At 65.3% G+C, this 25,159-nt stretch carries 21 protein-coding genes and 1 pseudogene; 5 read left to right on the top strand and 17 right to left on the bottom strand.

The features are described from left to right. Positions 1-2 precede the first annotated feature (2 nt). The 11 genes from GGD66_RS20130 to hydA form a co-directional block, all read right to left on the bottom strand. Positions 3-926: an ABC transporter permease gene (locus GGD66_RS20130; protein WP_018315995.1), complete on the bottom strand. Its 924-nt coding sequence runs from the start codon at positions 924-926 to the stop codon at positions 3-5. Next, positions 923-1,864: an ABC transporter permease gene (locus tag GGD66_RS20125; protein WP_018315994.1), complete on the bottom strand. Its 942-nt coding sequence runs from the start codon at positions 1,862-1,864 to the stop codon at positions 923-925. Before GGD66_RS20125 ends, GGD66_RS20130 begins: the two co-directional genes overlap by 4 nt. Before the next feature lie 17 nt (positions 1,865-1,881). Further along, positions 1,882-3,483 carry an ABC transporter substrate-binding protein gene (locus GGD66_RS20120; RefSeq protein WP_183258772.1) on the bottom strand — a complete coding sequence of 534 codons (1,602 nt, stop codon included), beginning with the start codon at positions 3,481-3,483 and terminating at the stop codon, positions 1,882-1,884. 141 nt (positions 3,484-3,624) lie between these two features. Next, positions 3,625-5,295, bottom strand: a complete 1,671-nt coding sequence (locus GGD66_RS20115) for an ABC transporter ATP-binding protein (RefSeq protein ID WP_183258771.1) — start codon at positions 5,293-5,295, stop codon at positions 3,625-3,627. Continuing rightward, positions 5,292-6,140 carry an ABC transporter permease gene (locus tag GGD66_RS20110; RefSeq protein ID WP_183258770.1) on the bottom strand — a complete coding sequence of 283 codons (849 nt, stop codon included), beginning with the start codon at positions 6,138-6,140 and terminating at the stop codon, positions 5,292-5,294. Before GGD66_RS20110 ends, GGD66_RS20115 begins: the two co-directional genes overlap by 4 nt. Next, positions 6,137-7,171: an ABC transporter permease gene (locus tag GGD66_RS20105; RefSeq protein WP_183258769.1), complete on the bottom strand. Its 1,035-nt coding sequence runs from the start codon at positions 7,169-7,171 to the stop codon at positions 6,137-6,139. Before GGD66_RS20105 ends, GGD66_RS20110 begins: the two co-directional genes overlap by 4 nt. Positions 7,172-7,199: 28 nt before the next feature. Beyond that, positions 7,200-8,819 carry an ABC transporter substrate-binding protein gene (locus GGD66_RS20100; RefSeq protein ID WP_183258768.1) on the bottom strand — a complete coding sequence of 540 codons (1,620 nt, stop codon included), beginning with the start codon at positions 8,817-8,819 and terminating at the stop codon, positions 7,200-7,202. Between the two features lie 107 nt (positions 8,820-8,926). Beyond that, positions 8,927-10,363 carry an NAD(P)-binding domain-containing protein gene (locus GGD66_RS20095; RefSeq protein ID WP_183258767.1) on the bottom strand — a complete coding sequence of 479 codons (1,437 nt, stop codon included), beginning with the start codon at positions 10,361-10,363 and terminating at the stop codon, positions 8,927-8,929. Further along, positions 10,360-11,109 carry an SDR family oxidoreductase gene (locus GGD66_RS20090; protein ID WP_183258918.1) on the bottom strand — a complete coding sequence of 250 codons (750 nt, stop codon included), beginning with the start codon at positions 11,107-11,109 and terminating at the stop codon, positions 10,360-10,362. Before GGD66_RS20090 ends, GGD66_RS20095 begins: the two co-directional genes overlap by 4 nt. 1 nt (position 11,110) lies before the next feature. Next, a complete protein-coding gene (locus GGD66_RS20085) occupies positions 11,111-12,085 on the bottom strand; it encodes an NAD(P)-dependent oxidoreductase (protein WP_183258766.1) in 975 nt (324 codons plus the stop codon). A gap of 16 nt (positions 12,086-12,101) precedes the next feature. Beyond that, positions 12,102-13,571, bottom strand: a complete 1,470-nt coding sequence (hydA, locus tag GGD66_RS20080; RefSeq protein WP_183258765.1) for a dihydropyrimidinase — start codon at positions 13,569-13,571, stop codon at positions 12,102-12,104. A 56-nt stretch (positions 13,572-13,627) separates the two neighbouring features. Here hydA and GGD66_RS41170 point away from each other — a divergent pair. Then, positions 13,628-14,278 (top strand): annotated as a pseudogene (locus GGD66_RS41170) (aspartate/glutamate racemase family protein); the annotation flags it as partial. A gap of 9 nt (positions 14,279-14,287) precedes the next feature. On the opposite strand, the gene GGD66_RS20070 reads toward GGD66_RS41170, so the two are convergent. The 5 genes from GGD66_RS20070 to GGD66_RS20050 all read right to left on the bottom strand — a co-directional run bounded on the left by GGD66_RS20070 (position 14,288) and on the right by GGD66_RS20050 (position 20,908). Then, positions 14,288-14,956, bottom strand: a complete 669-nt coding sequence (locus GGD66_RS20070) for a flavin reductase family protein (RefSeq protein WP_092256140.1) — start codon at positions 14,954-14,956, stop codon at positions 14,288-14,290. Next, entirely contained in the window at positions 14,953-15,885 is a 933-nt protein-coding gene (locus GGD66_RS20065; protein ID WP_183258763.1) for an N-carbamoyl-D-amino-acid hydrolase, read from the bottom strand. Before GGD66_RS20065 ends, GGD66_RS20070 begins: the two co-directional genes overlap by 4 nt. 130 nt (positions 15,886-16,015) lie before the next feature. Beyond that, complete coding sequence (locus GGD66_RS20060) at positions 16,016-17,311, bottom strand: aminotransferase class III-fold pyridoxal phosphate-dependent enzyme (protein ID WP_183258762.1); 1,296 nt, start codon at positions 17,309-17,311, stop codon at positions 16,016-16,018. Positions 17,312-17,321: 10 nt separating this feature from the next. Continuing rightward, positions 17,322-18,902, bottom strand: a complete 1,581-nt coding sequence (locus GGD66_RS20055) for a hydantoinase B/oxoprolinase family protein (RefSeq protein WP_183258761.1) — start codon at positions 18,900-18,902, stop codon at positions 17,322-17,324. Further along, on the bottom strand, positions 18,899-20,908 hold the full coding sequence (locus GGD66_RS20050) for a hydantoinase/oxoprolinase family protein (protein ID WP_183258760.1): 2,010 nt from the start codon (positions 20,906-20,908) through the stop codon (positions 18,899-18,901). The genes GGD66_RS20055 and GGD66_RS20050 overlap by 4 nt, the downstream gene beginning before the upstream one ends. A 617-nt stretch (positions 20,909-21,525) precedes the next feature. Between GGD66_RS20050 and GGD66_RS20045 the strand changes: the two genes are divergently transcribed. The 4 genes from GGD66_RS20045 to GGD66_RS20035 all read left to right on the top strand — a co-directional run bounded on the left by GGD66_RS20045 (position 21,526) and on the right by GGD66_RS20035 (position 23,678). Continuing rightward, positions 21,526-21,999 (top strand): AraC family ligand binding domain-containing protein, encoded by a 474-nt coding sequence (locus GGD66_RS20045; protein WP_246788926.1) that lies wholly within the window; start codon positions 21,526-21,528, stop codon positions 21,997-21,999. Beyond that, positions 21,977-22,090: a hypothetical protein gene (locus GGD66_RS41560; RefSeq protein ID WP_312014150.1), complete on the top strand. Its 114-nt coding sequence runs from the start codon at positions 21,977-21,979 to the stop codon at positions 22,088-22,090. Before GGD66_RS20045 ends, GGD66_RS41560 begins: the two co-directional genes overlap by 23 nt. Before the next feature lie 104 nt (positions 22,091-22,194). Continuing rightward, on the top strand, positions 22,195-22,887 hold the full coding sequence (locus GGD66_RS20040) for an O-methyltransferase (protein ID WP_092256158.1): 693 nt from the start codon (positions 22,195-22,197) through the stop codon (positions 22,885-22,887). A gap of 122 nt (positions 22,888-23,009) precedes the next feature. Further along, entirely contained in the window at positions 23,010-23,678 is a 669-nt protein-coding gene (locus tag GGD66_RS20035) for a siderophore-interacting protein (protein WP_246788925.1), read from the top strand. A gap of 30 nt (positions 23,679-23,708) precedes the next feature. Here the strand turns inward: GGD66_RS20035 and GGD66_RS20030 are convergent, their stop codons facing one another. Continuing rightward, positions 23,709-25,148 carry a PepSY domain-containing protein gene (locus GGD66_RS20030; RefSeq protein ID WP_183258758.1) on the bottom strand — a complete coding sequence of 480 codons (1,440 nt, stop codon included), beginning with the start codon at positions 25,146-25,148 and terminating at the stop codon, positions 23,709-23,711. Positions 25,149-25,159 lie beyond the last annotated feature (11 nt).

Raw genomic sequence — 25,159 nt, 5'->3', positions numbered from 1 at the left:
GGTCAGAGACGCTTGGCCATGCGCGGATCGAGCGCATCGCGGAGACCGTCGCCGAGTAGATTCACCGCTAGCACGGTGACCGAGAGGAACGCCGCCGGAAAGAACACGATGTAGGGCTTGACCTGCCACAGCGCGCGGCCCTCGGCCATGATGTTGCCCCAGGACGGAATGGTCGGCGGCGTGCCGGCGCCGATGAAGGACAGGATCGCCTCGGTGATCATGGCGCTGGCGCAGATATAGGTCGCCTGCACCAGCATGGGCGCAAGCGTATTGGGCAGGATGTGGCGCAGGATGATCATCGGCGTTCGCGTGCCGCAGGCGATTGCGGCATCCACATAAGGCTGCTCGCGCAGCGACAGCACCACGCTGCGAACGAGGCGCGAGACGCGCGGAATCTCGGCAACGGTGATGGCGAGGATGACGTTGCCGACGCTCCCCCGCGTCAACGCCATCAGCGCGATCGCCAGCAGGATCGGCGGGATCGACATCAAGCCGTCCATGAACCGCATCAGGATGCCGTCGGCCCAGCGGATGAAGCCGGAGACCATGCCGATGGCCAGGCCGGCCACGGATGCGAAGATAGCGACCGACAGGCCGACCGTGAGCGAGACCCGCGCACCGAACAGTACGCGTGAATAGATGTCGCGGCCGAGTACGTCGGTGCCGAACCAGAAATCGGCCGACGGCGCCCGGGTGCGCTTGGCGGGGGCGAGCGCGGTCGGGTCGACCGTCCAGAGATAGGGCGCAAAGATCGCGATCAGGACGAGCGCCAGCAGCAGCGCGCCGCCGATCGCGACCGTCGGATGGCCGCGCAAGAACCCGACGAAGCCGCGCCGGATCGTGACCGGCCGCAGGATTTCAGGCAGTTGTGGCGCAAGAACGAGCCCGGCCGGAAGCGATTGCGGATTGACGGTCGTATCGGTCAATAGCGGATCCTCGGGTCAACGAGCGTGTAAATGACGTCGATCATCAGATTGACGAGGACGTAGACGAAGCTGAACAGCAGGACGATGCCCTGGATGACGGGATAGTCGCGGCGCAGGATGGCATCGATCGTGAGCCGGCCGAGGCCGGGAATCGCGAACACGCTCTCGGTCACCACCGCGCCGCCGATCAGCAGCGCGATACCGATCCCGATCACGGTCACGATCGGCACCGCCGCGTTCTTCAGCGCGTGAATGAACAGGATGCCGCCCTGCCCCAAGCCCTTGGCCTTGGCGGTGCGAATATAGTCCTGCTGCAAGACTTCGAGCATGGCGGCGCGGGTGATGCGCGCGACCAGGGCAATGTAGACGCAGCCGAGGGCGATCGCCGGCAGGATCAGGTTCTCGAGCCAGGGCCAAAAGCCTTGGTTGAGCGGCGTATAGCCCTGCACCGGCAGCCATTCGAGCTCGAGCGCGAAGATGTAGGCGAGCATGTAGCCGACCACGAAGACGGGCAGCGAGAAGCCGAACACGGCGAAGCCCATGATGACGCGGTCGATCAGGCTGCCGGCCTTCCAGGCCGCCACCACGCCGAGCGGCACCGCCACCACGATCGTGAGCAGCAGCGTGACGATCATCAGCGACAGCGTCGGTCCGAGGCGCTGCCCGATCATCGCCGAGACCGGCAGGTTGGTGAAGATCGAGGTGCCGAGATCGCCGTGCAGGATACGCCAGACCCAGCTTCCGAACTGGACCAGGAAGGGGCGATCGAGACCGAGGCTCTGGCGGATGCGCTCCACATCCTCCGGGCTCGCCTGGTCGCCCGCGATCACCACGGCGGGATCGCCCGGCGCGATGTAGAGCAGGCTGAACACGAACAGCGCGACGATGGCCATCACCGGCAGGGTCGCGACGATGCGACGGAGGATGTAGGAGAGCATCTGGCCTCAACGCACGATCATGCAGACTTCGACACGCCCCAGAAGAACGGCAGCGGCCCCTTGGTGATGCCGGAGACGTTCTTGCGCCAGGCCGTGTAGGTCAGGAAGAAGCCGGTCGGCGCATAGACGACATCCTCGAGCGCGGCCTTGTTGACCCGCCCGATCGCCGCCTTCTCCTCCTCGAGATTCTTGGCGTCGAACCAGGTCGTGATCTCCTTCTCGGTAGTCGGGCTATTGGGCCAGCCGAACCAGGCCTTCTCGCCATTGGCGCGGATGGCGGTGTAGGCGGCGGGCGTGATGCAGTCGGCGCCGGCATGCCAGCTGTGGAACATGTTCCAGCCACCCTGCCCAGGCGGCGTCTTCGCCGCGCGGCGCGAGCCGACCGTGCCCCAATCGGTCGCGACGAAGTCGACATTCATGCCGAGCCGCTTCAGGAGATCCGCGGTGACGTCGCCTTGCGCCTTGGTGATCGGCTGATCCTGCGCCACGAGGCACGTCACCGGCTGGCCGGAATAGCCGCTCTCGGCCAGCAGCTTCTTGGCCGCATCGAGATCGCGCTTGCCCTTCAGGATCTCGCCACCCAACTCGCTGTAGAGCGGGGTGTCCGGCGTGAAGAAGCCAGGCAGCGCCTTCCACAATGCGTTGTCGTCGCCGACGATCGCGCGCATGTAGTCTTCCTGGCTCATCGCCATCAGCACCGCGCGCCGCGCCCGCACGTCGTTGAACGGCGCGAACAGATGGTTCATGCGGAACGAGCCGATATTGCCGAGGGGATCGCCGATATCGACGCTGATGTTCTTGTTCTTCTTCAGCACGGGCACGAGATCGGCGATCGGGTTCTCCCACCAGTCGACCTCACCGTTCTGCAGGGCGGCGGCCGCGGTGGCCGGATCCGGCATCACGATCCATTCGATGCGATCGAGCTGCATCTGCTTGCCGCCTGCGAGCCACGACGGCTTCTCCTGGCGCGGCACGTAGTCGGTGAACTTCTCGAACACGGCCTTGGCGCCTGGCACCCATTCGCCCTTGGCGAACTTCATCGGCCCGGAGCCGACATACTCGGTGATCTGCTTGAACGGATCCGTCTTGGCAATGCGCTCAGGCATGACGAAGGAGCACGGCGCGTTGTTCTTGGCGAGCGCGTAGAGCATTTTCGGGAAGGGCTGCTTCAAGACCCATTTGAAGGTGCGGTCGTCGACGACGGTCAATTCCTGCTGGTTGGCGAGGATCATCAGTCCCATCGGATCGCGCGCAGCCCAGCGCGACAGGCTCGCGACGACATCCTTGCTCAGCACCGGCTCGCCGTCGTGGAACTTGAGACCGGGGCGCAGCTTGAACGTCCAGGTTTTGCCGTCGTCCGAAGTCTCCTCGGACTCGACCATCTGCCGCTGCGGCTGCAGCTGCGCGTCGATGCCGTAAAGCGTGTCCCAGACCAGCGCGGCGGCATTGCGCACGACATATTGCGTGCCCCAGATCGGATCGAAATTGGCGAGATTGGCTTGCGGCACGAAGCGGAGGGTGCGGGCTGATGCGCCCTGCGCGATCGCCGGGGCCGAGAGGCCCGTCAATGCCAGACCGCCCGCGCCAGCCAGTCCTTTCAATACGGTCCTGCGATCCATGAAGTCCTCCCGTTAATGCCGTGATGCCGGCCATCGTTGGCCAAGAGCAGGTGAAACCAGAACCCGTTGGCCTGCAAATGGTATGCCACTAACCGGACCTTCGCCAGCGGGATCTCAATGTCTTTTGGGCTGGCCCAGGCCTCACAGAGCTGCCGCCAGCATCTCGCCGGTCTCGATATGCGGGATGGCCTCGACCAGCTTGCGCGTGTAGTCCGTCTTCGGATTGTCGAACAGCGCCCGGCTCTCGCCCTGCTCGACGATTCCGCCATTGCGCAGCACGATGGTGCGGTCGCAGAGCATGCGCACCACGTTGAGATCGTGGCTGACGAACAGCAGCGCGATGTCGTTCTCGCGCCTGAGGCGATCGAGCAGTTGCAGCACAACCGCCTGCACCGAGACGTCGAGCGCGGCAGTCGGCTCGTCCAGCACCAGAAGCCGCGGCCGGCAGGCGATGGCGCGGGCGATGCCGACGCGGGCCTTCTGGCCGCCGGAGAGCTGGTGCGGAAAGCGCGGCAACAGATCCAGCGGCAGCCCGACCCGCTCCGCGCATTCTTCCACCCGTTCGCGCAGCGCCTCACCCGCCCGCATGCCGCCAAGCCGCATCAGGGGGTGGGCGATACAATCGAAGGCCGTAAAGCGCGGGTTGAGGCTCTCGTTCGGATCCTGGAACACCATCTGGATGTCTTTGCGCAAGGGCGAGCGGTGAAAGTCGCGCGAGGCCACGTGGCCGATCGAATGCCCGTCGAACACGATGTCGCCTTCGCTCTGGTCGATCAGCCGGCAGATCATCCGCGACGTCGTGCTCTTGCCGGACCCGGACTCGCCGACGAGACCGACGCTCTCGCCACCGGCCATCGTCATCGAGAAGTCGGCCACCGCAGCAGAGCCCTGGTCGAAACGCTTTGCCAGTTTTCGCACCTCCAGAAGTGGCGGCGTGCCGTGCGCGAGCTCCGCTCGGGGCTTGCCGACGACAGTCGCGTAGCGCTCCCGCTCGTCTTCCGTCACGAGATCTTCGATACGGGACGTCGCGGTCGGCGATGCCGCGACCAGGCGCCTGGTATAGGCGTGCAGCGGCGCGCTGAAGAGTGTCCTGGGACTCGCCTCCTCGACGATGCGGCCACGTTCCATCACGGCAATACGGCGGCAATAGCGCGCCGCAAGCCCGAGATCGTGCGTGATCAGGATCGTGGCCATGCCGCGCGCGGCAGCGATATCTGCCAGGAGATCCATCACCACCTTCTGCGTGGTGACGTCGAGGCCGGTGGTCGGCTCGTCCGCGATCAGCAGCGCGGGATTGCAGGAGATCGCGATCGCGATCATGACGCGCTGGCACATGCCGCCGGAAAGCTCGTGCGGATAGGCGTTCATCCGCGCCTCGGGCTCGCGGATCTGAACGGCGCGCAGCAAATCCAGCGCTTCTGCGCGCGCGGCATCCTTGGATATCTTCTTGTGGGTGAGGATCGCGTCCGCGATCTGCAGGCCGATGGCCCGGATCGGATTGAGCGCCGCCCGCGGGTTCTGGAAGATCATCGACATGGCGGCGCCCTGGAGCTGACGAAGGTCATCGCCCCTGAGTTTTGTCACGTCCTGCCCGCGAAACAGGATCTTGCCGCCGGTAACGCGGCCGGCCGCGTCGAGCAGCCGCGTCGTGGCAAAGCCGGTCACCGACTTGCCCGAGCCGCTCTCGCCGACAAGGCCAAGCATCTCGCCCTTCTCGACCGTGAGGGTCACGCCGCGCACGGCCTCGACCATGCCGCGTCGCGTCCAGAACGCGACGTGGAGGTCGTCAATGCTGAGCAGCGCCTCGCTCATGTGCGCATGCGGGGGTCGAGAATGTCCCGCATCCCGTCCCCGAGGAGATTGAAGCACAGCACGGCCATCATCAGCGCCAGACCCGGAAATGCGACCAGCCACCACCGCCCGGTCGAGATGAAGCGCGCGCCTTCCGCGACCATGATGCCCCATTCCGGCGTCGGCGGCTTGACGCCCAGACCGATGAAGGACAGGCCCGCGGCGTTGAGAATGGCCCAGCCGAGGTTGAGCGAGATCTGCACCGCCATCGCCGGCAGGATGTTCGGCAGCAGGAAGCGCAGCACCACTGAGAAATGGCTCTCGCCGCAGGCCCGCGCCGCCTCGACCCAACCGACATTCCGGCGGACATTGACCTCGGCCCGCGCGAAGCGGATGTAGAAGGGAAGATTGATGATCGCGGTTGCGATCACGATGTTCTCGATCCGGTTGCCGAGGGCTGCGACCATGGCCATCGCCAGCACGAACAGCGGAAAGGCCATCATCACGTCGACGAAGCGGCCGACGCCGCGATCGAGCCGGCCGCCGGCATAGCCACAGAACGAGCCGACCACGGCACCGATCGCGAAGGAGATGCCGACGGCCGAGACCGCAATGGCGAGATCAAGCCGCGCGGCAATGATGAGACGGCTGAACACGTCGCGTCCGAGCTGGTCGGTGCCGGCAATGTGCGCCGCGCTCGGCGGCAGCAACGCCTCCGAGACGTTGGAGGCTACGGGATCGTAAGGCACGATCCACGGTCCGAAGATCGCAACCAGCACGAACAGGATCACACCGGTGGCGGCAACGGCGGTGAGCGGGTTGCCGCGCAGGATCCAGACCGAATGGCGGAGGGTTGCGCTCGTCATCCGATCGAGACCCTGGGATCGGCGATGCCGTAGCAGATGTCCACGACCAGGTTGACCAGCACGAACAGGCTGGCCATCAGCAGCACAAAGCCCTGCACCGGCGCATAGTCGGAGGACAGCAGCGCATCGAGCGCGTAGGAGGCAACGCCCGGCCAGGAGAACACCTTCTCCACCAGCACATTGGCGCCCAGCATGGTCGAGAACACGATGCCGGCGATGGTGATGACGGGCAGGATCGCATTGCGCAGCGCGTAGGTCACGACCACCTTGCGCCAGGACAACCCGACCGAGCGCGCGGTGCGCACGAAGTCGCTGCCGAGCGAGACCAGCATCGAGGCACGCGTGATCCGCGCCAGCGGCGCGATCACGAACAGCGCCATGCTCACGGCCGGCAGGATCAATTGCTTGCAGGCCGCCCACCAGCCCTCGAAATCACCGGCGAGCAGGAAGTCGATCGAGAGAAACCCGGTATGCTGCGGCGGCAGCGAAGTAAAAACGTCGATCCGCCCCGTCGGATCGGGTGCAAGGCCGAGCAGATAATAGAAGACGTAGATCAGCAGCAGGCCCGACACGAAGGTCGGCACGCAGACGCCGAGCGCGCAGAACAGCCGGACGCCGTGATCGACGACTGAGCCCGGCCTCGAGGCCGCGACCACGCCGAGCGGCACCGCGGCGATCAGTGCAATCAGGAGCGCGGTGAAGGTGAGCTCGAGCGAGGCCGGCAGCCGCTCGCGCAGATCCTTCAGCACCGGCTGCCCGGTCATCATGGAGCGGCCGAAATTGCCGCGGCCGATGTCGGAGAGATAGAACACGAGCTGCTCCGGCACCGATTTGTCGAGCCCCATCTGCTTGCGGATCTGCTCGATCTCCTCCTTGCCGGCATTGGGCCCGGAGGCGAAGAACACCGCGGGGTCGCCGGGCAGGACGCGCATCAGGAGGAAAGTGAAGACCAGCACACCGAACAGCGCCGGCAGCGACGACAGCAGCCGCCTGCCCGCCCGTACCATCGTTGCACCAAGTCCGGTCCTCACCTTCTAGAGCTCCTTTGGACTGACGCTATCACTTGCGGCTGACGTCGCGATAGTCGACCTGGCGGTGGAACTCGTAGGTGTAACCCTCGATCGAGGACGCCATCACCGCATCCTGGTTTGGCTGCCACAGCATGATTTGCGGCATCAAATCGAAATGCATCGCGTTGAGCTTGCGGCCTGCTTCCTCGTACTTCGCCTTATCCGGCTCGAAGCGGGCTTCCTGCGCGATCGCGGCAAGGTCCGGGTTGTTGATCGAGCTGTAGTTCCAGCGCTGATTGCCGGTGTAGAAGTTGCGGTAGAAGTAGTCCGTGGACGGCAGCCAGGCGACGATGCCTTCGGTGTAAAAGGGCAGCTTCTTCTCGTTGATCTGCGTCGACATCTGCGCATCCGGCAGCTTCTGGATGTCGACCTTGATCCCGATCTTGCCGAGCGATTCCTTCACCAGCGCCGCCATCGGCTCGGCGGTCGAGGCCTGGCCGACATTGAAGCTGAAGGTGGTCGAGAAGCCCTCCGGCAGCCCTGCGGCCTTGAGATATTCCCTGGCCTTGTCGAGATCGATCTTGACGGGTTGCTGGAACGGATAAATCCCATTCAGCGGCTTGCCGTCCGGCCAGCTTGCACCGAACAGCGGCGCGCCGCGGCCGAACAGAGCGGCCTTGAACATGTCGTCATAGGGCAGCGCAAAGGCGACGGCGCGGCGGACATTGACGTTATCGAAGGGCGGGATCTGGTTGTTCATCGAGACGAAGGTGATCGAATTGTATTGCGGGGTCGAGATCACCTTCAGCTTGCCCTTGGCCTCCAGCGACTGCACGTCGCTGGCCTGGAGATCGACCACGAGATCGGCATCGCCGCGCTCGACCAGATTAGCGCGCGTCGCCGGCTCCGGCACTGATTGGATGATCACGCGCTTGAAGAACGCCGGCTTGTCGGGCGAACCGCGATTCCAGGCCTCGTTGCGCTTGACGATCACCTGCTCGCCCGGCTTGAACGTCTCGATCACATAGGCGCCGCTGCCGGCAGTGTGCTCCTTCAGCCAGGCGGTGGCCCAGGGATCATCCGCGGTCGCATGCTCCTTCGCCACCTTCGAATTGATGATCATGGGATAGACGGTGGCAAGGTTCGGCAGCGCGAGCTTGTCGGGCTTGGGCAACGTCACCTCGATGGTGAGGGGATCAATCACCTTGAACTGATCGGCCGACGTCAGGGAGCCCGTGAGCAGCTGCGCCTTGCCGAGGATCGGCGCGGTGACGCAGCGATCGAGCGACCATTTCACGTCCTCCGCCGTGACAGGCGAGCCGTCCTGGAATTTTGCGTCCTTGCGCAGGCGGAAGGTGAGCTTCAACCCGTCGGGACTGACGTCGTAGGATTCGGCGAGCTCGCCGGTGATCTTGTCGAGATCGAACACCCATTTGTCGTTGAGCTGCTTGCGGCCGAACGCCACGAGCCGGTCGTACGTGCTCATGCTCAGCGCGAACGATTCGCGGGTCGAACCGGGGATGTTGGGATCGAGCGTGTTGACGGATGCGCCGGTGACATAGCGCAGTGTCTCCGCCCGGGTTTGCGCCTGCGAAGGCGCGGTGGCGATGAGCAACAGCGCAGTGGCGGCGAGCACGGAGGACGCCGGCCTGAAAGACACAAAACGCATTCGTTTTCCCCAAGATTTCGACAACAACGTCAACAAGGCAGGTTAAGAAAGAAGCAAGTTGCGCGCCAGTCTCGCAGAGGCGCATCGTCGCGGCGGCGCATGGATAATCATCGCGCTTCTCCTATCTTTCCCGCCCTCCGCGTGACCACGGCCTGCGGCACGTCGTAGGCGCTGAGCGAGGCCCAGTGCCGCGCAACATCGGCGCGGAACAGGCCACGCGTCAGGCCGTGGACCAGCTTCGGCACGGCCGTCGTCATCGCGTTGATTGATGACCCCGACGGGCCGAAACTCATGGTCGAGGCGATGGCGAACAGATGGATGTCGGAGATCCAGGGCGTCTCGCCCGGCACGCGCTCGGTGAAGGCGTAATCGTCGGCGAGATAGGGGAAGCGGCCGAGCCGCGCGTTGCGCTCGTTGTCCGGCGGCTGATAACGGTCGGCCCAGGTCGCGATATTGCCAGAAAATCGACTGAGCTCGCCGCGCGCGGCAAAGTTCATATCGATGCCGGTGCCGCAGATGACGAAGTCCGCCGCGATGGCGCCAAGCGGCGTGTGCAATTCAATACCTTTTCCGGTCGCGCACGCGGCCTCGAGCGGCGCACCCTCATGCAATGTGAAATTGGCGTGGCGCGCGCAGCGGTCGTAGGTCGCTTGCGGAAATCCTTCCCGCATTTCCAGGATGGCGCGCATGAAGCGCCAACGCCAGGCATCGTCGAGATCGCTGAGGTGGCGCAGGAAGCCGCGGAAGGTCAGCGAGCGATAGGGCTGGATCACCTGGATCTGCTCGCGCCGACAGAGCAGGTGCACCTCACTGGCGCCCGCCTCCAGCGCCGTGGCCGCATTGTCGAACGCTGATGCGCCGGCACCGATCACGGCGACGCGCTTGCCGCGAAGCTTTTCGAAATCGATCTCGTCGGCGACGGTTGCGACCGAACGTGTAGGAAGATCGCGCAGCGGCTCGGGGATCATCCAGCCGCCCATGCCCTCCTGTCCCGTCGCCAGCACGATCTTGCGCGCATGGAGCGTCTCGACTTCTCCGGATCGTTTCACGATGGCAGCCAGCAGGCCATCGGCCGCCGGCGCAATCTCCAGAAGCTCGCAGCCGTTGCGCACAGGCAGGTCTATCGTGCGTCGCAGCCAGAGCAGATAGTCCGCCCAATGCTCGCGCTCGATCAGGCCAAGCCCCTGCCAGCTCTCCTTGCCGAAGCGGGCTTCATGCCAGGACTGATATGTCAGGCTCGGGATATCGAGGTCGGGCCCCGTATAGTCCTTCGGGCTGCGCAAGGTCGGCATGCGGGCATAGGTCAGCCACGGCCCCTCCATCCCCTCCGCGGCCTTGTCGAGCAGCAGGATGTTGCTGACGCGGGAGCGCATCAGACCGAAGCCGATGGCCACGCCGGATTGGCCAGCGCCGACGATGAGCACGTCCAGAGCGGGCTTGCCGTCCGGCCCCATCTTCGGTTCGAGCCAGGCGGCGCCGGGATGCGCGATCCTGGCGAGATCGGCGCGAATGCCCGCTTCGAGCTGTGTCAGCGCATCACTCATGCCGCGAGCCAACCTCCGTCGACCACCATCACCGTGCCGGTCGTGAACGAGGATGCGTCGCTCGCCAGATGCAGCGCGGTCTGCGCGATCTCCTCAGCCACGCCGAACCGCTTCATGGCATGGCGGTTGCGGGAGGCTTCGCGCACCTCGTCGGCATTGCCATGCCGGGCAAAGCTGCGGCGAAGCATCGGCGTGTCGATCGCACCCGGCGCGATGGCGTTGACGCGGATGCCGTCGGTGGCGAAATCCACCGCCATCGTCCGCGTCAGGCTGACGATGGCGCCCTTGGCAGCGATGTAGGCACTATTGCCCTTGCCGCCGGCGATCGCGAGCTGCGAGGCCAGCGTGATGATGGAGCCGCTGTTCTGCCGCTGCATCTGCGGCACCGCAGCCCGCGCCCACAGCCAGGTGCCACCGACATTGGTGCGGAACACGGCATCCCAATCGTCCGGGTCCGTGGTCAGCACCGTGCCGCCGACGGAAAATCCGGCCGCCGTCATCAGGATGTCGAGCCGGCCGTGCCGAGAGACGATGTCGCTTACGATGGTCTCGGCGAATGCGGCATCGCCGACATCGCCGATATGCGTCGTGGCCTCGCCCACCAAGCGCAACGTCTCTTCAAGCCCCGCGGCGTCGCGATCGACCAGAGCGAGATGTGCGCCTTCCTCTACGAACAGCTTTGCGCTGGCGCGGCCGATGCCCGAGCCCGCTCCGGTGATAATGGCCGTGCGCCCCTGCAGCCGCATGTCAGATCCCATCCTTGTGCTGCATCCACCAGGCACTCATCGCAGCGGCCGACTCCGCGCAGCCGAACCGGGCGCGCCAGCCGAACTCATCGGCCATCCGCTCGACCGACAGCGGCGCCCGATCCCCGCCGTGGAGCTTGATGAAGGTCTTTTCTCCAGGAGACGCGAGCCGACACACCAGCCCTGGATGCAACGCCGCAAAGGCCTCGCCCCATTGCAGCGCCGACCAGGCCGCACCACTGGAGATGTTGTAGAGCCGGTGGCGCGGCCGCTCGGCCTCGATCAGCACCGCCACCGCTTCGGCGGCGTCCGGCGCATAGGTCCAATCCTTGGTGCCCGGCGCGGGAAGGAGCGCCGGCTCACCACGCGCGAACTCGGCGAGAATCTGGAACTGGAGGCTTGGCGTATCGCGCACCTTCCCGATCCGTTCCCACGGACCGAACACCGCACTCAAACGTACGCTCAGGAAATCGCCGCCCCACAGCTCGGCAAGGCGTGCCACCGATCGCTCCGAGGTAAACTTGCTGATCGCGTAGAAGGAAACTGGATCGCAGGGCGTCTCCTCGTCCAATACCGGATGGCGCTGCCCCGCAGCACCATAGGCGGAAGCGGAAGAGAGGTTGACCACGCGTCGAACGCCACGGCTGTTCGCCGCGCTCAAGATCGGTATCTGAGCCATCACGTTGATCTCGAGGATATTCGAGGTGACGGACCGTTCGAGCTGGTCCCCGGCCGTTATGGCAGCGCCAAGGACGATCGCATCGCAACCGTTCTTTATGAGCGCGTCGATCCTCTCGACGTCTGTGATCTCGCCCTGAACAATCGTAAGCCGCTCCCGGTGATCGGCAAAGGACCGCTCCGCTCCCGCTGGAAGTTGCTTACGATCATACACTGTCACCTCGTGCCCGCGCGCGAGCAGCACCTCGGCGAGGTTGAGGCCGACAAAGCCGGTGCCGCCGAAGATGACGATCTTCATCGCGCGCGATCCACGATCACAGCAGTTTTGCCCCGAAATTCCGTTCCGGGTCCATGTCGGCGACCAGCCGGCCCGTCGACTTCGCCGCCTCGCCGCCGCTGCGCGCCAGGAATTTTCCGCTGCCGGCGCTCGCGAGGCACTTGTCGCCGTCGATGATGACCCGGCCGCGCGACAGCACCGACACCGGCCAGCCCTTCAGCTTGCGGCCCGCGAACGGCGTGTAGCCGGCGAGGTCGTGCATTATCTCGTCGGCGATCACGGTCTCGCGGTTCGGGTCCCAGATCGCGATATCGGCGTCTGCGCCGACCGCAATCGAGCCCTTGCGCGGATGCAGATTGTAGATCTTTGCCGGCGCGGTCGAAGTCAGCTCGACGAACTTTTCCAGGCCCAGCCGCCCCTTCGAGACCATCGCGTCGAACAGCAGCGGCAGCCGCAGCTCCAGCCCCGGCAGCCCGTTCGCGACCTGCTTGAAATTGGGGTTGGATCCGGCGCGCAGCTTGCCGGTCTCGTCGTAGCGATACGGCGCGTGATCCGACGAGATGGTCTGGAGATCGCCGAGCGAGAGCGCCTGCCACAGCGCCTCCTGGTCGGCATGCGTGCGCGGCGGCGGGCTGCACATCCACTTGGCGCCTTCCGAGCCAGGCTTGTCGAGATCGGCGGCGGTGAGGAACAGATATTGCGGACAAGTCTCCGCGAACACCTTCAGCCCCTGCCCGCGCGAGTCGCGGATCACCTTGGCGCCTTCGGCGGTCGAGACATGGAAGATCATGATCGGCTGGTCGATCAGCGCCGCCATGCCGATCAGCCGGGTGAAAGCTTCCGCTTCCGACACACGGGCATGACTGACGGCATGGTATTTCGGCATGGTGTAGCCGCGCGCGAGCAGCCGCTTGACCATCCAGGCGATGATGCCGTGGTTCTCGGCATGGGCGCACAGCATCGCGCCGGACTGGCGCGCCGCGAGCAGGATGTCGAGCAAGGGCTCGTCGTCGACCTTGAGCCGGTCATAGGTCATGAAGATCTTGATCGAGGCGTGGCCCTGCTTCACCAGCGCCGGAATGTGCTCTTCGACTGTCTCCTTGGTCGCGTCCGCAATGATCATGTGAAAGGCGTAGTCGATCACCGCGCCCTTCTTCGCCAGCGCGTGATAATCCTCCACCACCTGCGGCAATTTCATGCCGACATGCTGGGCGGCGAACGGGATCACCGTGGTGGTGCCACCGAAAGCGGCAGAGACGGTCGCGCTCTCGAACGTGTCGGCATTCATGATACCGGCGGCCGACAGCTGCTCGATATGGGCGTGACTGTCGACGCCGCCAGGCAGCACCAACTTGCCGCGCGCATCGATCTCGCGCCTGGCCGCCGGAAGCCCGCGGCCGATGGCCGCGATGGTCTCGCCGGAGATGGCAACGTCGGCCTCGAAGACATCGGTGGTCGTGGCGACGCGTCCGCCGCGGATGATCAGGTCGTAGGTGGGTTCAGTCATGAGGCACTCCGTGATAGGCTTTGGGCAAATGATCTCCATTTCGCAGGAAGACCATCATGTCCCGGCCACGCATTCTCGTCATCAATCCGAACTCCAACCCTGCAGTCACGCAAGGGCTGGAGGAGGCCTTGAGGCCGCTCGGTTTCGAGGGTGGGCCGGAACTGGTGTGTCAGACCCTGGCGGAGGGCCCGTTCGGCATCGAGAGCCAGGCCGACGTCGATAGCGTTACGATGCCGCTGCGACGGCTGGTGGAAAGCGACAACAGCTCTTCGGCCTTCGTCATCGCCTGCTATAGCGATCCCGGCCTTCAGGTCTGCCGCGAAGGCACGGAACGGCCGGTATTCGGCATTGCCGAGTGCGGCGTGCTGACCGCGCTCGCCCGCGCCGAAACGTTCGGCGTCATCGCCATCGCGCAGCGCTCGATCCCGCGCCACATGCGCTATCTCAGGCAGATGGGCCTGACCGATCGCCTCGCCGGCGAGCGGCCGCTCAACATGAGCGTTGCCGATACCGCCTCGGGCGAAGGCACGCTGGCGAAGATGATCGAAATCGGCCGTGCGCTGCGCGACCAGGACGGCGCCCGCGCCATCGTGATGGGCTGCGCCGGCATGGCGCGCCATCGCCGCCCGCTCGAAGATGCGCTGGGCGTTCCCGTGATCGACCCGACACAGGCGGCCGTCACGATGGCGCTGGGCACGGTGCAGTTTCTCGGCTCACTAGGCGTCCTTCAGCTCTTTGGCGTCCTGCCGCGCGCGCCATTGCGCGTGGCTCTCGCGCGTCAGCGAAAAGACATCCCGCTGGGTGGTGTAGAGATTGCCGAACATGCGGCCGATCGGCCGGTAAGCGTCGAGATCGACATACATGTTGGCCTCGTCGACCAGGCCCTCACGGGCGTGAATCCTGAGCACCTCGCCAACCAGCAGTTCCCGGTCGGGCGAGAAGTTCAGCACCACATGGCGCCGGCATTCCAGCGCAAAGGGCGCTGCCGCGAGGCGCGGCACTTTCACATCGACGGAGGGAAGCGTCGCAAGCCCGGTCGCCGCGACCTCGCTGTCGCCCGAGGGGAAATCGACCGCGCAATCGTTCATCGCGACCGACAGCGCCTCATCCACCATGTGCACGACGAACTCGCCGTCGCGATGGATGTTGCGGGTGGTATCCTTCGGGCTGTGATCCGGCTTGTGCTGAAGACCGAGCACGATCAGCGCGGGGCTCTCGGAGAACACGTTGAAGAAGCTGAACGGGGCCGCATTGACCGCCCCGTTCTCGTCCAATGTCGTCACCAGCGCGATCGGCCGCGGCACGATTACGCCGCAGAGCAGCTTGTAGCGATCGCGCGGATCAAGCTCGCGCAAGGAAATGCCATTATCCGACATCGGCGTCATTTCTCCGGCGGCGGCACCGCGCCGGTTTGGCTGGTGATCAGGCCGTAATGCTCGATCCGGCGATGCTGCGCGAAATTGAAGATCGTGGTCTTGCCAAAATTTGTGGCATCGAGATCGCAGGGATGGAGCAGGAGTTCATCGTCCTCCGTCCTGGCTTCAGTGACGATCTCGCCGTTGGGATCGACGATCAGGCTGCCGCCGAACAGCGGGTGGCCATCCTCATTGCCGGCCTTGGCGACCGCGACGACCCAGGTCGAATTCTGATAGGCGCCGGCCTGCACCGAGAGGCGGTTGTGAAACAGGCGCTTCTCGACGCCCTCCTCGCTTCGCTCCGCGTTGACGGAGGGCGTGTTGTAGCCGATCAGCACCATCTCGACGCCCTGCAGGCCCATCACGCGATAAGTCTCCGGCCAGCGCCGATCGTTGCAGATGGCCATGCCGATGATGCCACCCAGCTCGCGCCAGACGTTGAAGCCGAGATCGCCCGGCTCGAAATAGCGCTTCTCCAGATGCTGGTGCGAGCGCTTGGTGTCGTACTCCACATGGCCCGGCAGATGGACCTTGCGATATTTGCCGACGATCTTGCCGGACTTGTCGGTCAGGATCGCCGTGTTGAAGTGATGGCCGTCCGGTGTCAGCTCCGCATAGCCGAAGTTCATCGCCATCTGGTGCTGCGCTGCGCGCTCGAATAGCGGCTTCGTCGCCGCGTTCGGCATCTCGCGCTCGAACCAGATGTCGAACTCGGCGCGGTCCTCCGCGTACCAGCGCGGAAAGAATGTCGTCAGCGCCAGTTCCGGATAGACGATCAAATCGGCGCCCTTGCTCTTGGCTTCGTCCATCAGCGCGATCATGCGCCTGACCACGACCTCGCGGCTGTCGGCCTTCTGGATCGGCCCCATCTGGGCGGCGGCAACATTGACGATGCGCATCAGCGATTTCCCGGTGATCTCTTGGAGGAAGTGAAAGCTTCAACGAATTGCCGGCGCGTGCAGCATAACGCGGCATCGCCGAAGGTTTCCAGCCGGATGGGCCGGACAGTTTTTGTGGCGCGATCGGCGCTCATCGGTGCTCCTCGTCGGCGACATCGAGGCCATGATCGAGCGCGTCCAGAAGCTGGTCGGCCTCACGTTCGGACATGACGAGCGGCGGTGCCAGGAACAGCGAAATCTGCTCGCCGCTGGTTCCGATCACCGCGCCGGCTTCCAGCGCCCGCGTCGCGACGCGCGAGGCGATCGGCACTTCGGTGGTGTCGGCGTGCCAGGAGCGCCAGTCCGGTCCGTGCAGCTCCACCGTCCAGTGCAACCCCTGCCCCGCCACACGCTGGACGCTGGGATGTTTCCGCGCGATCGCGAGCAGGCGGCGGCTGAACAGCTCTTCGAGGCTCTTCACATGCTCGAGAATCTTCTCTTCGCTGATGACCTTCAGGTAGGCGCTGACGGCGGCCATGCTGATCGGGTGGCCCCGCAAGGTGCCGTAATTCTGCCAGCTCGTGCCATTCAACCGCTCGACGATCTCTTTCGACACCACGACCGCCGCCACTGCGGCCGCACCGCCGCCGAGCGACTTTCCGAGCGTCACGATATCGGGGCGACTTTCGGCGCCCTGAAACGCGAACCAGCGCCCGGCGCGGCCCGCGCCGGTGACGACCTCGTCGGCGATCCAGTATGAGCCTGCTTGTCGCGCGCAGCGCGCCACCTCGTCCTGATAGGCGCCGTCGTGATAGATGCCGCCCTGGGTGTAGTCGATGATCGTTGCGGCGGTATCCGACAACAAACGCGTGGCGTCGGCCAAATATTCGCGTGGCGGCTTGTTGCTGGCCGGCCCACCGTAGATCGCACCATCCGGCGCCGGCAGAATTCGCACCGGCGCCATCGGCGCCGGCAGCCTGGAGCCGCCGGAGTGCACCGCAAGGCCGCCATGCCATTGCGGCTGCACGGTCATGCTGCGCGACAGGCCCGTGATGCCGTGATAGGCACGCTCACGCGTCGCCAATGGAGAGCGTTGCGTCAGCGCCTGGCAGAGCGATAGCGCCATGTCATTGGCCTCGCTGCCGCTGATGCAGAAGCGCACCGCGCCGACCCATTCCTCTTCGCCGCCGAACGCCGTCGCCATCAAATCGTCGGCGGCCTGCTCGCGGCCGACCCAGGTCCAGCCCTCGTTGACCACGGGCGTATCCGCCGCGCGGCGGATCGCCTCCACCATCGCGGGATGACGGTGACCGAGACCGCCGCCGGTGTTGCTGCCGTCGATGAGCTTGCGGCCGTCCGCAAGATGAAAATAGACGCCCTCGCCGCCGACCACGGCCATGGGCGCGCTGTCGCCCGCGTTCAGCCCGGTTCGCAACAATTTGCTCATCGCAATCCCTTCACTCCGCAGCTTCAGCGCCGTAGCCGCCGCCGCCGCAAGTCTCGACGGTGACGAGATCGCCGTGCTGCAGCACGAGGTTAGATTTGCCGTCGATCGCGACGTTTGCGCCCTGCCTGACAAGCGAGATGCGACAGGCCTTGCCGGGTTCACCGCCCTGCATGCCGAACGGCGGAATCACCATCCGCTCGATGCAGGTGGTCAGATGCATCGACGGAGCCAGAATGCGGTAAGCGCGTACGACGCCATCGCCGCCGCGGAAGGCGCCAGCGCCGCCGGATTGCCGGCGGATGGCCTGCTGCTCGAGGCGGATCGCGTAGTTCGCCTCGATCACCTCAACCGGCGTGTTCGAGGTGTTGGACAGATGCACCCGGGTCGCCGAGATGCCGGCCCGATCGTGACGCGCGCCTTCGCCGCCGCCGTGGACCTCATAGAGCATCTTCCAGGAACCGTCCTGCCGCGGCTGCGCAAAGAACAGGACGCCCGCGGTGGTCGCGCCGCCCGCCGACAATCGCTCCGGAATGGTGTCTTGCATGGCGCGGAAGATCGCATCGACGATGCGCATCGACGTCTCGTGGTTGCCGGCGGCGACGGAGGCCGACCAACCCGGCTCCAGGATCGAGCCCGGGCGGGTGATAATGGTCAGGGGGCGCAGCGCGCCGGCATTCTGCTGCATGTCGCGCCCGCTCATGATGCGCGCGGCATAGGCGACGGCCGAACGCGCCATGAACGGCGTCGTGTTGCAGAAATTCGAGACGCGGTCACAGCTCCCCGAAAGGTCGAAGGTCGCCTCGTCGCCGGCAATGGTAATCTTGACGTGGATACGCGCGGGCGCGTCGTTCGCGCTGCCGTCGTCGAGGTGATCTTCGCCTTCGTAGATTCCGTCCGGCAAGGCGCGCAACGCCTCGCGCATCTCGATTTCGGAGAGATCGTGCAGGCGCGACTGTGTCGCGGTGAACACCGCCTTGCCGTGCTCGCGGCAGAGATCGACGATGCGCCGTTCGCCGGCTTTGGTTGCCGCGATCTGCGCGAGAAGATCACCCTCGCAGGATTCGGCGTCGCGGACGTTCGCCTTGAGCAGCTGCACGATCGGCGCGTTGACGCCGGCTGCGGTCGCGATCAGCACCGGCGGGATACGCATCGCCTCCTGGAACGTGTCGATGGCTTTTGCAAAATAGCTGCCGGGCCAGGTGCCGCCGATATCCGGCCAGTGCGCGAGGCTGACCGCGAACGCCACGATCTCGCCATCGACGAAGACGGGGCGCACGACCTTGACGTCGTTGAGATGATTGCCGCCGAGCGCGCCGACATTGTAGATCACGACGTTGCCGTCGTTCAGGCTGTCGCGCGGCACCACCTTCAGCAATTCGGGGACCGTGTAAGCCATCGCGCCAAGGTGGATGGGGATGTCGCGGCCCTGCCCGACCAGGCCGCCATGGCCGTCCGTGATCGCCGACGACAAATCGCCGGCCTCGCGCAGCAGCGGCGAGCGCGCCGACCGCGTCATCACCAGGCTCATTTCCTCGGCCGCAGCGGAGAGCCCGTGCCGGATGACCTCGACGACGAACGGATCGAGCTTCATGTTGCCCTCCGCGTCAGGAACAGATTGCCTGCGGCATCAGGCCTCGCCTGCCAGCCGGGCGGCACCACCACCGTCGACCACGCGTCTTCAATGATGGCCGGGCCGCGGACGGTGTCGGCCAGCGAGGCGCGGTCGATGATCCCTGTCGCGATGTCGTGGAAGCCATCGAACGAGCAAAGGCGTGTGCCTGACGACATCGCCCTCGCCGCCGTCGCCGGCCGACTCACCACCGTTGTCGACGGCCGGCGCGCCTGCACCCGCACGGATTCGATGACGCAGGGCTCGCTCGTCGCATAGCCGAAGAGTTCGTGATGCCGCGCCAGAAAATCCTTCTTGAGGCTGATCACGTCGAGCGGCAGTGCGAGCGGGACTGGAATGGCGTCATTCTGCGCCGCGTAACGCATCAGCGCCACCAGCTCGATCTCGATCTCCGCCTGTGCGACACCGTTGGCGATGAGCGGCGCCGAAGCATCGTCGATCAACGCTCCAATGCGCTCCGATACGCGTACGAGATCGATGCCGTCGAGGCCAGCGCGCAAGGTCTGCTGCTGCAGGAAGCTGAAGTCGGCGGTGAGACAGCCCAGCGCCGAGAACGCGCTCGATGCGCTGGGCACGACGACCTGCGCAATCCCGTAGAGATCGGCGAGCCCCGCGGCATGCATGGGGCCACCACCGCCGAAGGCGAGCAGCGTACAGTCGCGCCCGTCGATGCCGCGCTCGACCGTGACGCGGCGCAGCGCGCGGGCCATCGTCGCGTTGGCGACCTTGATGATGCCGAGCGCCGTTTCGGTCAGGCTCAGCCCCAACGCCCGCGCGATCGGCTCGATGACGCGCCTGGCCGCCTGGACGTCGATGCCGATCCGGTCGCCGAGTTTGGTTTCGGGATTGAGATAGCTGAGCACGGCGTTGGCGTCGGTGATGGTTGGCTCGGTGCCGCCGCGGCCGTAGCAGGCCGGACCCGGCTCGGAGCCGGCACTCTCCGGCCCGACGGTCAGACCACCCGGGCCGTTGCGCACGATCGATCCGCCGCCCGCCCCGATGGAGTGAACCGCGAGCATCGGCTGGCGCAGCGGCTTGTCGCCGAGCATGCGGCCGTCGGTCATCTCGGCCTGGCCGTCGACGATCAGGCACACGTCCGTCGTGGTGCCGCCCATGTCGAAGGTCAGCATGCGCGGCGTGCCGAGCTGGCGCGCGATGCTGACCGACGCCGAGACGCCGGCGGCCGGGCCCGACATCGCCATCACAAGCGGGCGACGCTTCACCGCGGAGATCGGGATCATCGCGCCGGCGGAATGAAACACCTGCAATCCTGGCCCGATCGGCAGCCGCTGCTCCAGCTCGCTCAGATATTCCACCGCAATCGGCATCGCGGCGGCGTTAAACACGGTCGCCGAGGTCCGCTCATATTCGCGTGCCTCGGGATTGACCTCGTGCGACAGCGAGACATGGGCGACGACATCCTTGAGGCGCTCGCCAAGCATTTTTTCGTGCACCGGATTGGCATAGGCGTGAAGCAGAGCCACCGCGACGCTCTGAACGCCGGCCTCCTTCAGCCAGGCCACCAAGCGCTCGATCTCCGCTTGTTCCAGCGGCTTCAGCACGCGTCCCTCGTGATCGAGGCGCTCGGCGAGCCCGAAGCAGCGCTCAGGTGGCACGAGCGGCGGCGATTTCGGCGGAACGTCGAGACGGTAGAGATCGCGGCGGCGATAACGCGCAATCTCGAGCACATCGGCAAAGCCCTCGGTCGCAACCAGCGCCACCTTCGGCAGCCGGCCCTCGACGATAGCGTTGGTCACGCGCGTGGTGCCGTGGACGAAGCGCCTGACCTCGCTTTTGCGCAGGCCCACCGCCTCGATCGCTTCCAGCATCGCCTGAACCGGAGCGCCGGGGCGCGACGGCACCTTTGCGATCCGCGCCTCCGATGAATCGCGCCGGATCGCGATGATATCGGTGAAGGTGCCGCCGATATCGGTGCCAACCTCCCAGTGATTTTCGGAGGAGCTCATGTGCGAGGGCGGCGACGGATGAGGTCCGAACCGGACGCCGGGCTGTTACCGTCCATCGCGACATCCAATGCCCAACCGAGAGCGCTCATCATGCATCCCTTGTCTTGCCATTGTCCGCGAGTGTGCGACAGAGCGGTCAGGTCGGGATAGAGCCAGAGTTGTCGCAAACCACCGGGCCGGCGCCGCGAGCCGCAAATTCGGTTGCACGTTTTGGTGCAGCTCTGCCCGCGCGGAGAGCATGCAGATGTCGACTGCTGGACACCAGCAGAGTGCATCGCACCACGGATTTTTCGGCGCAAACCGTCACGTCCGTTGCAGTGCAATCGCAACGTCAAAGATCATCTGTCTAATTTGCAGGCGATCGGACGCGAGGTTTGTATCCTATGAGCTATGCACGGCAGGCGGCACAGCCTTTCTTTATTGTACGGTCAGTAAGCGAGGATATCGTCTCGCAAGCAGCGCCGCGATCCGGTGGGACGAGCTCGTTAGAAACCATCGAGATTCGAACGTCCTGCGTTGAAAGTCGCGATCGCGGGCCAGATATTGCCTGAACCCGCCAGTCATGTTCGGATCGACCATCGCCTGCCATGCCCTTCTTCCGGCTCAACGACGACCATATGAACCCCGATGATCTCGGGGATTTCGATCCTGAAACCGTGCCGCGCGCCGTTGCCGCTTTCGGGGGCCAGATGGTCACCAAGGGCATGGAGCTGGCCATGCACGAGCATCGCAAGGACGAGCTCGTCCTGACCATGCGCGGCCTCGTCAGGCTGGAGGCCGGACACGGCGTCTGGATCGTCCCGCCGCGCTGTGCGGTGTGGATTCCCGGGCATGTTCCGCACAGCGTCAGCGTCGCCGGCGACGTCGAGATGCATTGCCTGTTCGTCGAACCGGAGGCGGTGCCGGCGCTGCCGCGGCAATGCTGCGCGCTGACGATCTCGCCCTTGCTCGAGCGTTTGCTGGTGCATGCCACCCACATGCCGGTGATGTACGATCTCGACGGCGCCGACGGCAGGATCGCCGCGGTGTGCGCTTCAGCGCCTCGACCAGGGCGCATCGGTCCAGGCGGTGGCGCTGGATCTCGGCTATGAGGGAGCCAGCGCCTTCGTCACCATGTTCCGCAAGGCGCTGGGCAAGCCGCCGGCGCGATATCTGGCCGAACGCCGCATCGGCGCACACTGACCGGAATTCGCAATCGATTGTCCCGTTCGCGGAATGCGGTCTGAGGGACCATTTCGTATCCAGGCTCCGAAGCGCCCGGCGGGCGCATTAAGGAGCCGACCGACATGGATTCACTCAGCAAGGGCGCCGTCGCCGACGTCCTCCTTCGTCTTCACCAGGAAGCGGAGGTCGCCGACGGACAACTGATGCAAACCTTCGCGAACGAAGCGAAGAGCCGAGATGAGATCATCAGCAAGACCATCGCCGCCGAGAGCCGTGATCTGAACGAAGTCTATCGTGGACTTGCGGACAATTTCCTGAGCGTCTCTCCGCGGTTCGGACGCTTCCTCTACATGTGCGTCCGTGCCACCAAGGCACAGCGCATCGTCGAGTTCGGCTCCTCGATGGGGATTTCCGCGATCTACATGGCGGCGGGCCTGCGCGACATCGGTGGCGGCCGTCTGATCGGGACCGATCTCGAACCCGGCAAGATCGAGCGGGCGCAAGCGAACCTTGCCGCCGCGGGGCTCGCCGACCTCGTCGAGTTCAGGCACGGCGATGCGCGCCAAACGCTCAGCTCCGGCCTCGGCGGCGAGGTCGACATGGTGATGCTCGATGGCGCTTTCACTCTCTATCTTCCCATTCTCAGGCTGCTGGAGCCGCACCTGAAGCGCGGCGCGCTCATCGTCGGCGAGAACGCGCTCGAGGAAGCTTCGGGCTATATCGACTACGTGCGCGATCCCGAGAACGGCTACCTCTCACTATCGCTGCCGTTCGAGCCGGGACGTGGCAACGAATTCACGATCAAAGCCAGATGATCGGCACGGCGGTGAACCCTGTGATGGAGCCAAACTTGAACGAGCCCGCTCACGAGCCACAAACGTCCGAGCCATCGCGGGCACCGCAGGGACGGCTCACGCGGATGTTGCTGCGATGGCTGATGCGTCCTGCACACGTTGCCGGCGTCAGGACGCTCTCGCCGCATTTCCGGCTCGTCGAGCTCGAAGGCGAAGCGCTGGAGAACGTCGCCTGGACGGCCGGCGACAAGATCCAGGTCGCGATGGGCTCGGGCCTGAGCGCGCGCACCTATACGCCGATGTCGTGGGACGCCGGCAACGGCAGAACGCGGCTGCTCGCCTTTGCACATGGCGATGGCCCCGGCAGCCGCTGGGCCAGCGGCTTGCGCGCGGGCAACGCCTGCCAGTTCTTTGGTCCACGCCGCTCGTTCGACCTCGCGGACCTCGGAGCGCCCATCGTTCTGTTCGGCGATGAAACCTCGTTCGGCCTTGCGGCCGCGTTGCGCGACAGCCTGCAGGCTGGCGGCACGCTCCATGTGTTCGAGGCCACCGATGTCGCGGAGTCGAGACTGGTGCTGGATTCCATCGGCCTCGGCCAGGCCAGATTAATCGCACGCAGCGCCGATGACACCCATCTTGCAACCGCCGAATCCGAGCTGCTGCGTCTTGCCGCAAACGGCGCACAGTTTGTCCTGACCGGCAAGGCACCCTCGATCCAGCGCGTCGGCCGCACCCTGAAGGCCGCCGGCGTCGCATCATCGCGGATCAGGGCGAAAGCCTATTGGGCACCGGGCAAGACCGGTTTGGATTAGAGAGGAACCGATGGAACGGCCGGCTGTCGGTCAGGACCCACGGGTCGGTCGGGGCCGCAGACGCCGCCAGCCAATCGCGAGCCCGGTGACGGAGAACACCAGTCCCAACGCACAGAGTCCGACGATGATGGTATCGCGCAGACGCGGGTGCGCCAGCAGAAAGGGAAAATCGAGGCTGTGGAGCGCGCTGTAGAGCCAGCGATAGGCCCGCCGCGATGAATCCAGTCTTTGCAGCACACTGCCGTCGGCACCGTCGATATCGAACCAGAGGTCGCCGCAGCGCGAACGGTAGACGGGCGCACCGGCAATAGCCGATTGCGCGGGGTAGTCGTCGTTGACAGCAAGAACGGACGCGGCGCCGCAGCCGGCAGCAAGGTGCGCCACGAGACTCTGGATCTCATGCACGTCCAGAAATTCCGTTGGTCCGTCGCGGGACGCGTCCCCTGCCTTGATCAAGACCTGATGGTCAAGGCTCATCCGATCGCGGCGATAGACGTTGCCGTTGAAGGCAAACCATTCGATCTCCCGAGCCGAGGGCGATATCGGCTGCCGATCGAGCAATGAGGCAGCCGCCCAATCAGGCGGCGCGTTCATCACGCCGGATTCGGCCAAGGTCAATTGTCCGCGCGAGAACAGCCGGCCGTGATCCATCGAGAGCCAGCCGCTGAGACTCCATGTCAGCACGAACGTTGTTGCCGCGAGGCCAATGACGTGGTGCAACGCGTGCCAGCCACGATAGGGCGAGGACATCCGGCGCCCTCGCAGCTTCACCCGCGCGATCCCGAGCACCGCACCAAGTATCGCCGCGATCAAGGCCAGCAATGACAGCGTCCAGACGACGCGATCCCACAGCGACCAGTCGCTTCTCAGGACCGTCGGATAAATCCAGTGCAGCACACTGCCGGCCCAATTCCAGCCTCGCTCGCGCCGCGTCGTATCCAGGACGATCTCGCCGGTGGGCGAGGAGACGTAGACTTCCGTCCCGGCAGCATCGCCTAGCGCCACACGAAACAGCGGCCGGTGGCGATCGAAGCCGTTCGGAACGCTCCACTGATCATAGTCCGAACGGGCAACGACCGCGGTCCGCACGGCATCGAGCCCGCGATTGCGCGCGTGCTCCCGCGCGATGGCAAGCGCGGCATCGGCAATTGCGACCGACGCATCCGCTCCGTCGGAGGCGCGGACCGCGCGCACGCGCGATGATCCCGACACAATGTAGACCGCAGCATCGCTCCGCTGGATCAGCCGGACGCGCACGGCGTCCGCGACCCCGCTCACAGCGACCGCCGCCGCAACCGGGATCCTCGCCGCTTCGCGATCCACCGGCGCAAGGCCGGCAAACCGTTCCGCTTCCGTCAGCGACGGAAACGGCACGAAGTGCATCACGATCCCCGTTGCGAACCACATCGCGAACAGCAGGCAGAACGCGATCCCGAGCCAGCGATGCGTAAGGACGATCGCGCCCATCATGCGTTCATGAT

The organism is Bradyrhizobium sp. CIR48, from assembly GCF_014198315.1.
Lineage (GTDB): Bacteria > Pseudomonadota > Alphaproteobacteria > Rhizobiales > Xanthobacteraceae > Bradyrhizobium.
Note: the sequence above shows the minus strand (reverse complement) of the source record. Positions and strands in the feature narration are given on the sequence as shown.

What these genes read in the sequence shown, in the direction of transcription:
- GGD66_RS20125 (WP_018315994.1), bottom strand. Translation starts at nt 1,864, where the DNA reads ATGCTCTCCTACATCCTCCGTCGCATCGTCGCGACCCTGCCGGTGATG.
- GGD66_RS20120 (WP_183258772.1), bottom strand. Translation starts at nt 3,483, where the DNA reads ATGGATCGCAGGACCGTATTGAAAGGACTGGCTGGCGCGGGCGGTCTG.
- GGD66_RS20115 (WP_183258771.1), bottom strand. Translation starts at nt 5,295, where the DNA reads ATGAGCGAGGCGCTGCTCAGCATTGACGACCTCCACGTCGCGTTCTGG.
- GGD66_RS20110 (WP_183258770.1), bottom strand. Translation starts at nt 6,140, where the DNA reads ATGACGAGCGCAACCCTCCGCCATTCGGTCTGGATCCTGCGCGGCAAC.
- GGD66_RS20100 (WP_183258768.1), bottom strand. Translation starts at nt 8,819, where the DNA reads ATGCGTTTTGTGTCTTTCAGGCCGGCGTCCTCCGTGCTCGCCGCCACT.
- GGD66_RS20095 (WP_183258767.1), bottom strand. Translation starts at nt 10,363, where the DNA reads ATGAGTGATGCGCTGACACAGCTCGAAGCGGGCATTCGCGCCGATCTC.
- GGD66_RS20090 (WP_183258918.1), bottom strand. Translation starts at nt 11,109, where the DNA reads ATGCGGCTGCAGGGGCGCACGGCCATTATCACCGGAGCGGGCTCGGGC.
- GGD66_RS20085 (WP_183258766.1), bottom strand. Translation starts at nt 12,085, where the DNA reads ATGAAGATCGTCATCTTCGGCGGCACCGGCTTTGTCGGCCTCAACCTC.
- hydA (WP_183258765.1), bottom strand. Translation starts at nt 13,571, where the DNA reads ATGACTGAACCCACCTACGACCTGATCATCCGCGGCGGACGCGTCGCC.
- GGD66_RS20070 (WP_092256140.1), bottom strand. Translation starts at nt 14,956, where the DNA reads ATGACGCCGATGTCGGATAATGGCATTTCCTTGCGCGAGCTTGATCCG.
- GGD66_RS20065 (WP_183258763.1), bottom strand. Translation starts at nt 15,885, where the DNA reads ATGCGCATCGTCAATGTTGCCGCCGCCCAGATGGGGCCGATCCAGAAG.
- GGD66_RS20060 (WP_183258762.1), bottom strand. Translation starts at nt 17,311, where the DNA reads ATGAGCAAATTGTTGCGAACCGGGCTGAACGCGGGCGACAGCGCGCCC.
- GGD66_RS20055 (WP_183258761.1), bottom strand. Translation starts at nt 18,902, where the DNA reads ATGAAGCTCGATCCGTTCGTCGTCGAGGTCATCCGGCACGGGCTCTCC.
- GGD66_RS20050 (WP_183258760.1), bottom strand. Translation starts at nt 20,908, where the DNA reads ATGAGCTCCTCCGAAAATCACTGGGAGGTTGGCACCGATATCGGCGGC.
- GGD66_RS20045 (WP_246788926.1), top strand. Translation starts at nt 21,526, where the DNA reads ATGAACCCCGATGATCTCGGGGATTTCGATCCTGAAACCGTGCCGCGC.
- GGD66_RS20040 (WP_092256158.1), top strand. Translation starts at nt 22,195, where the DNA reads ATGGATTCACTCAGCAAGGGCGCCGTCGCCGACGTCCTCCTTCGTCTT.
- GGD66_RS20035 (WP_246788925.1), top strand. Translation starts at nt 23,010, where the DNA reads ATGCGTCCTGCACACGTTGCCGGCGTCAGGACGCTCTCGCCGCATTTC.
- GGD66_RS20030 (WP_183258758.1), bottom strand. Translation starts at nt 25,148, where the DNA reads ATGATGGGCGCGATCGTCCTTACGCATCGCTGGCTCGGGATCGCGTTC.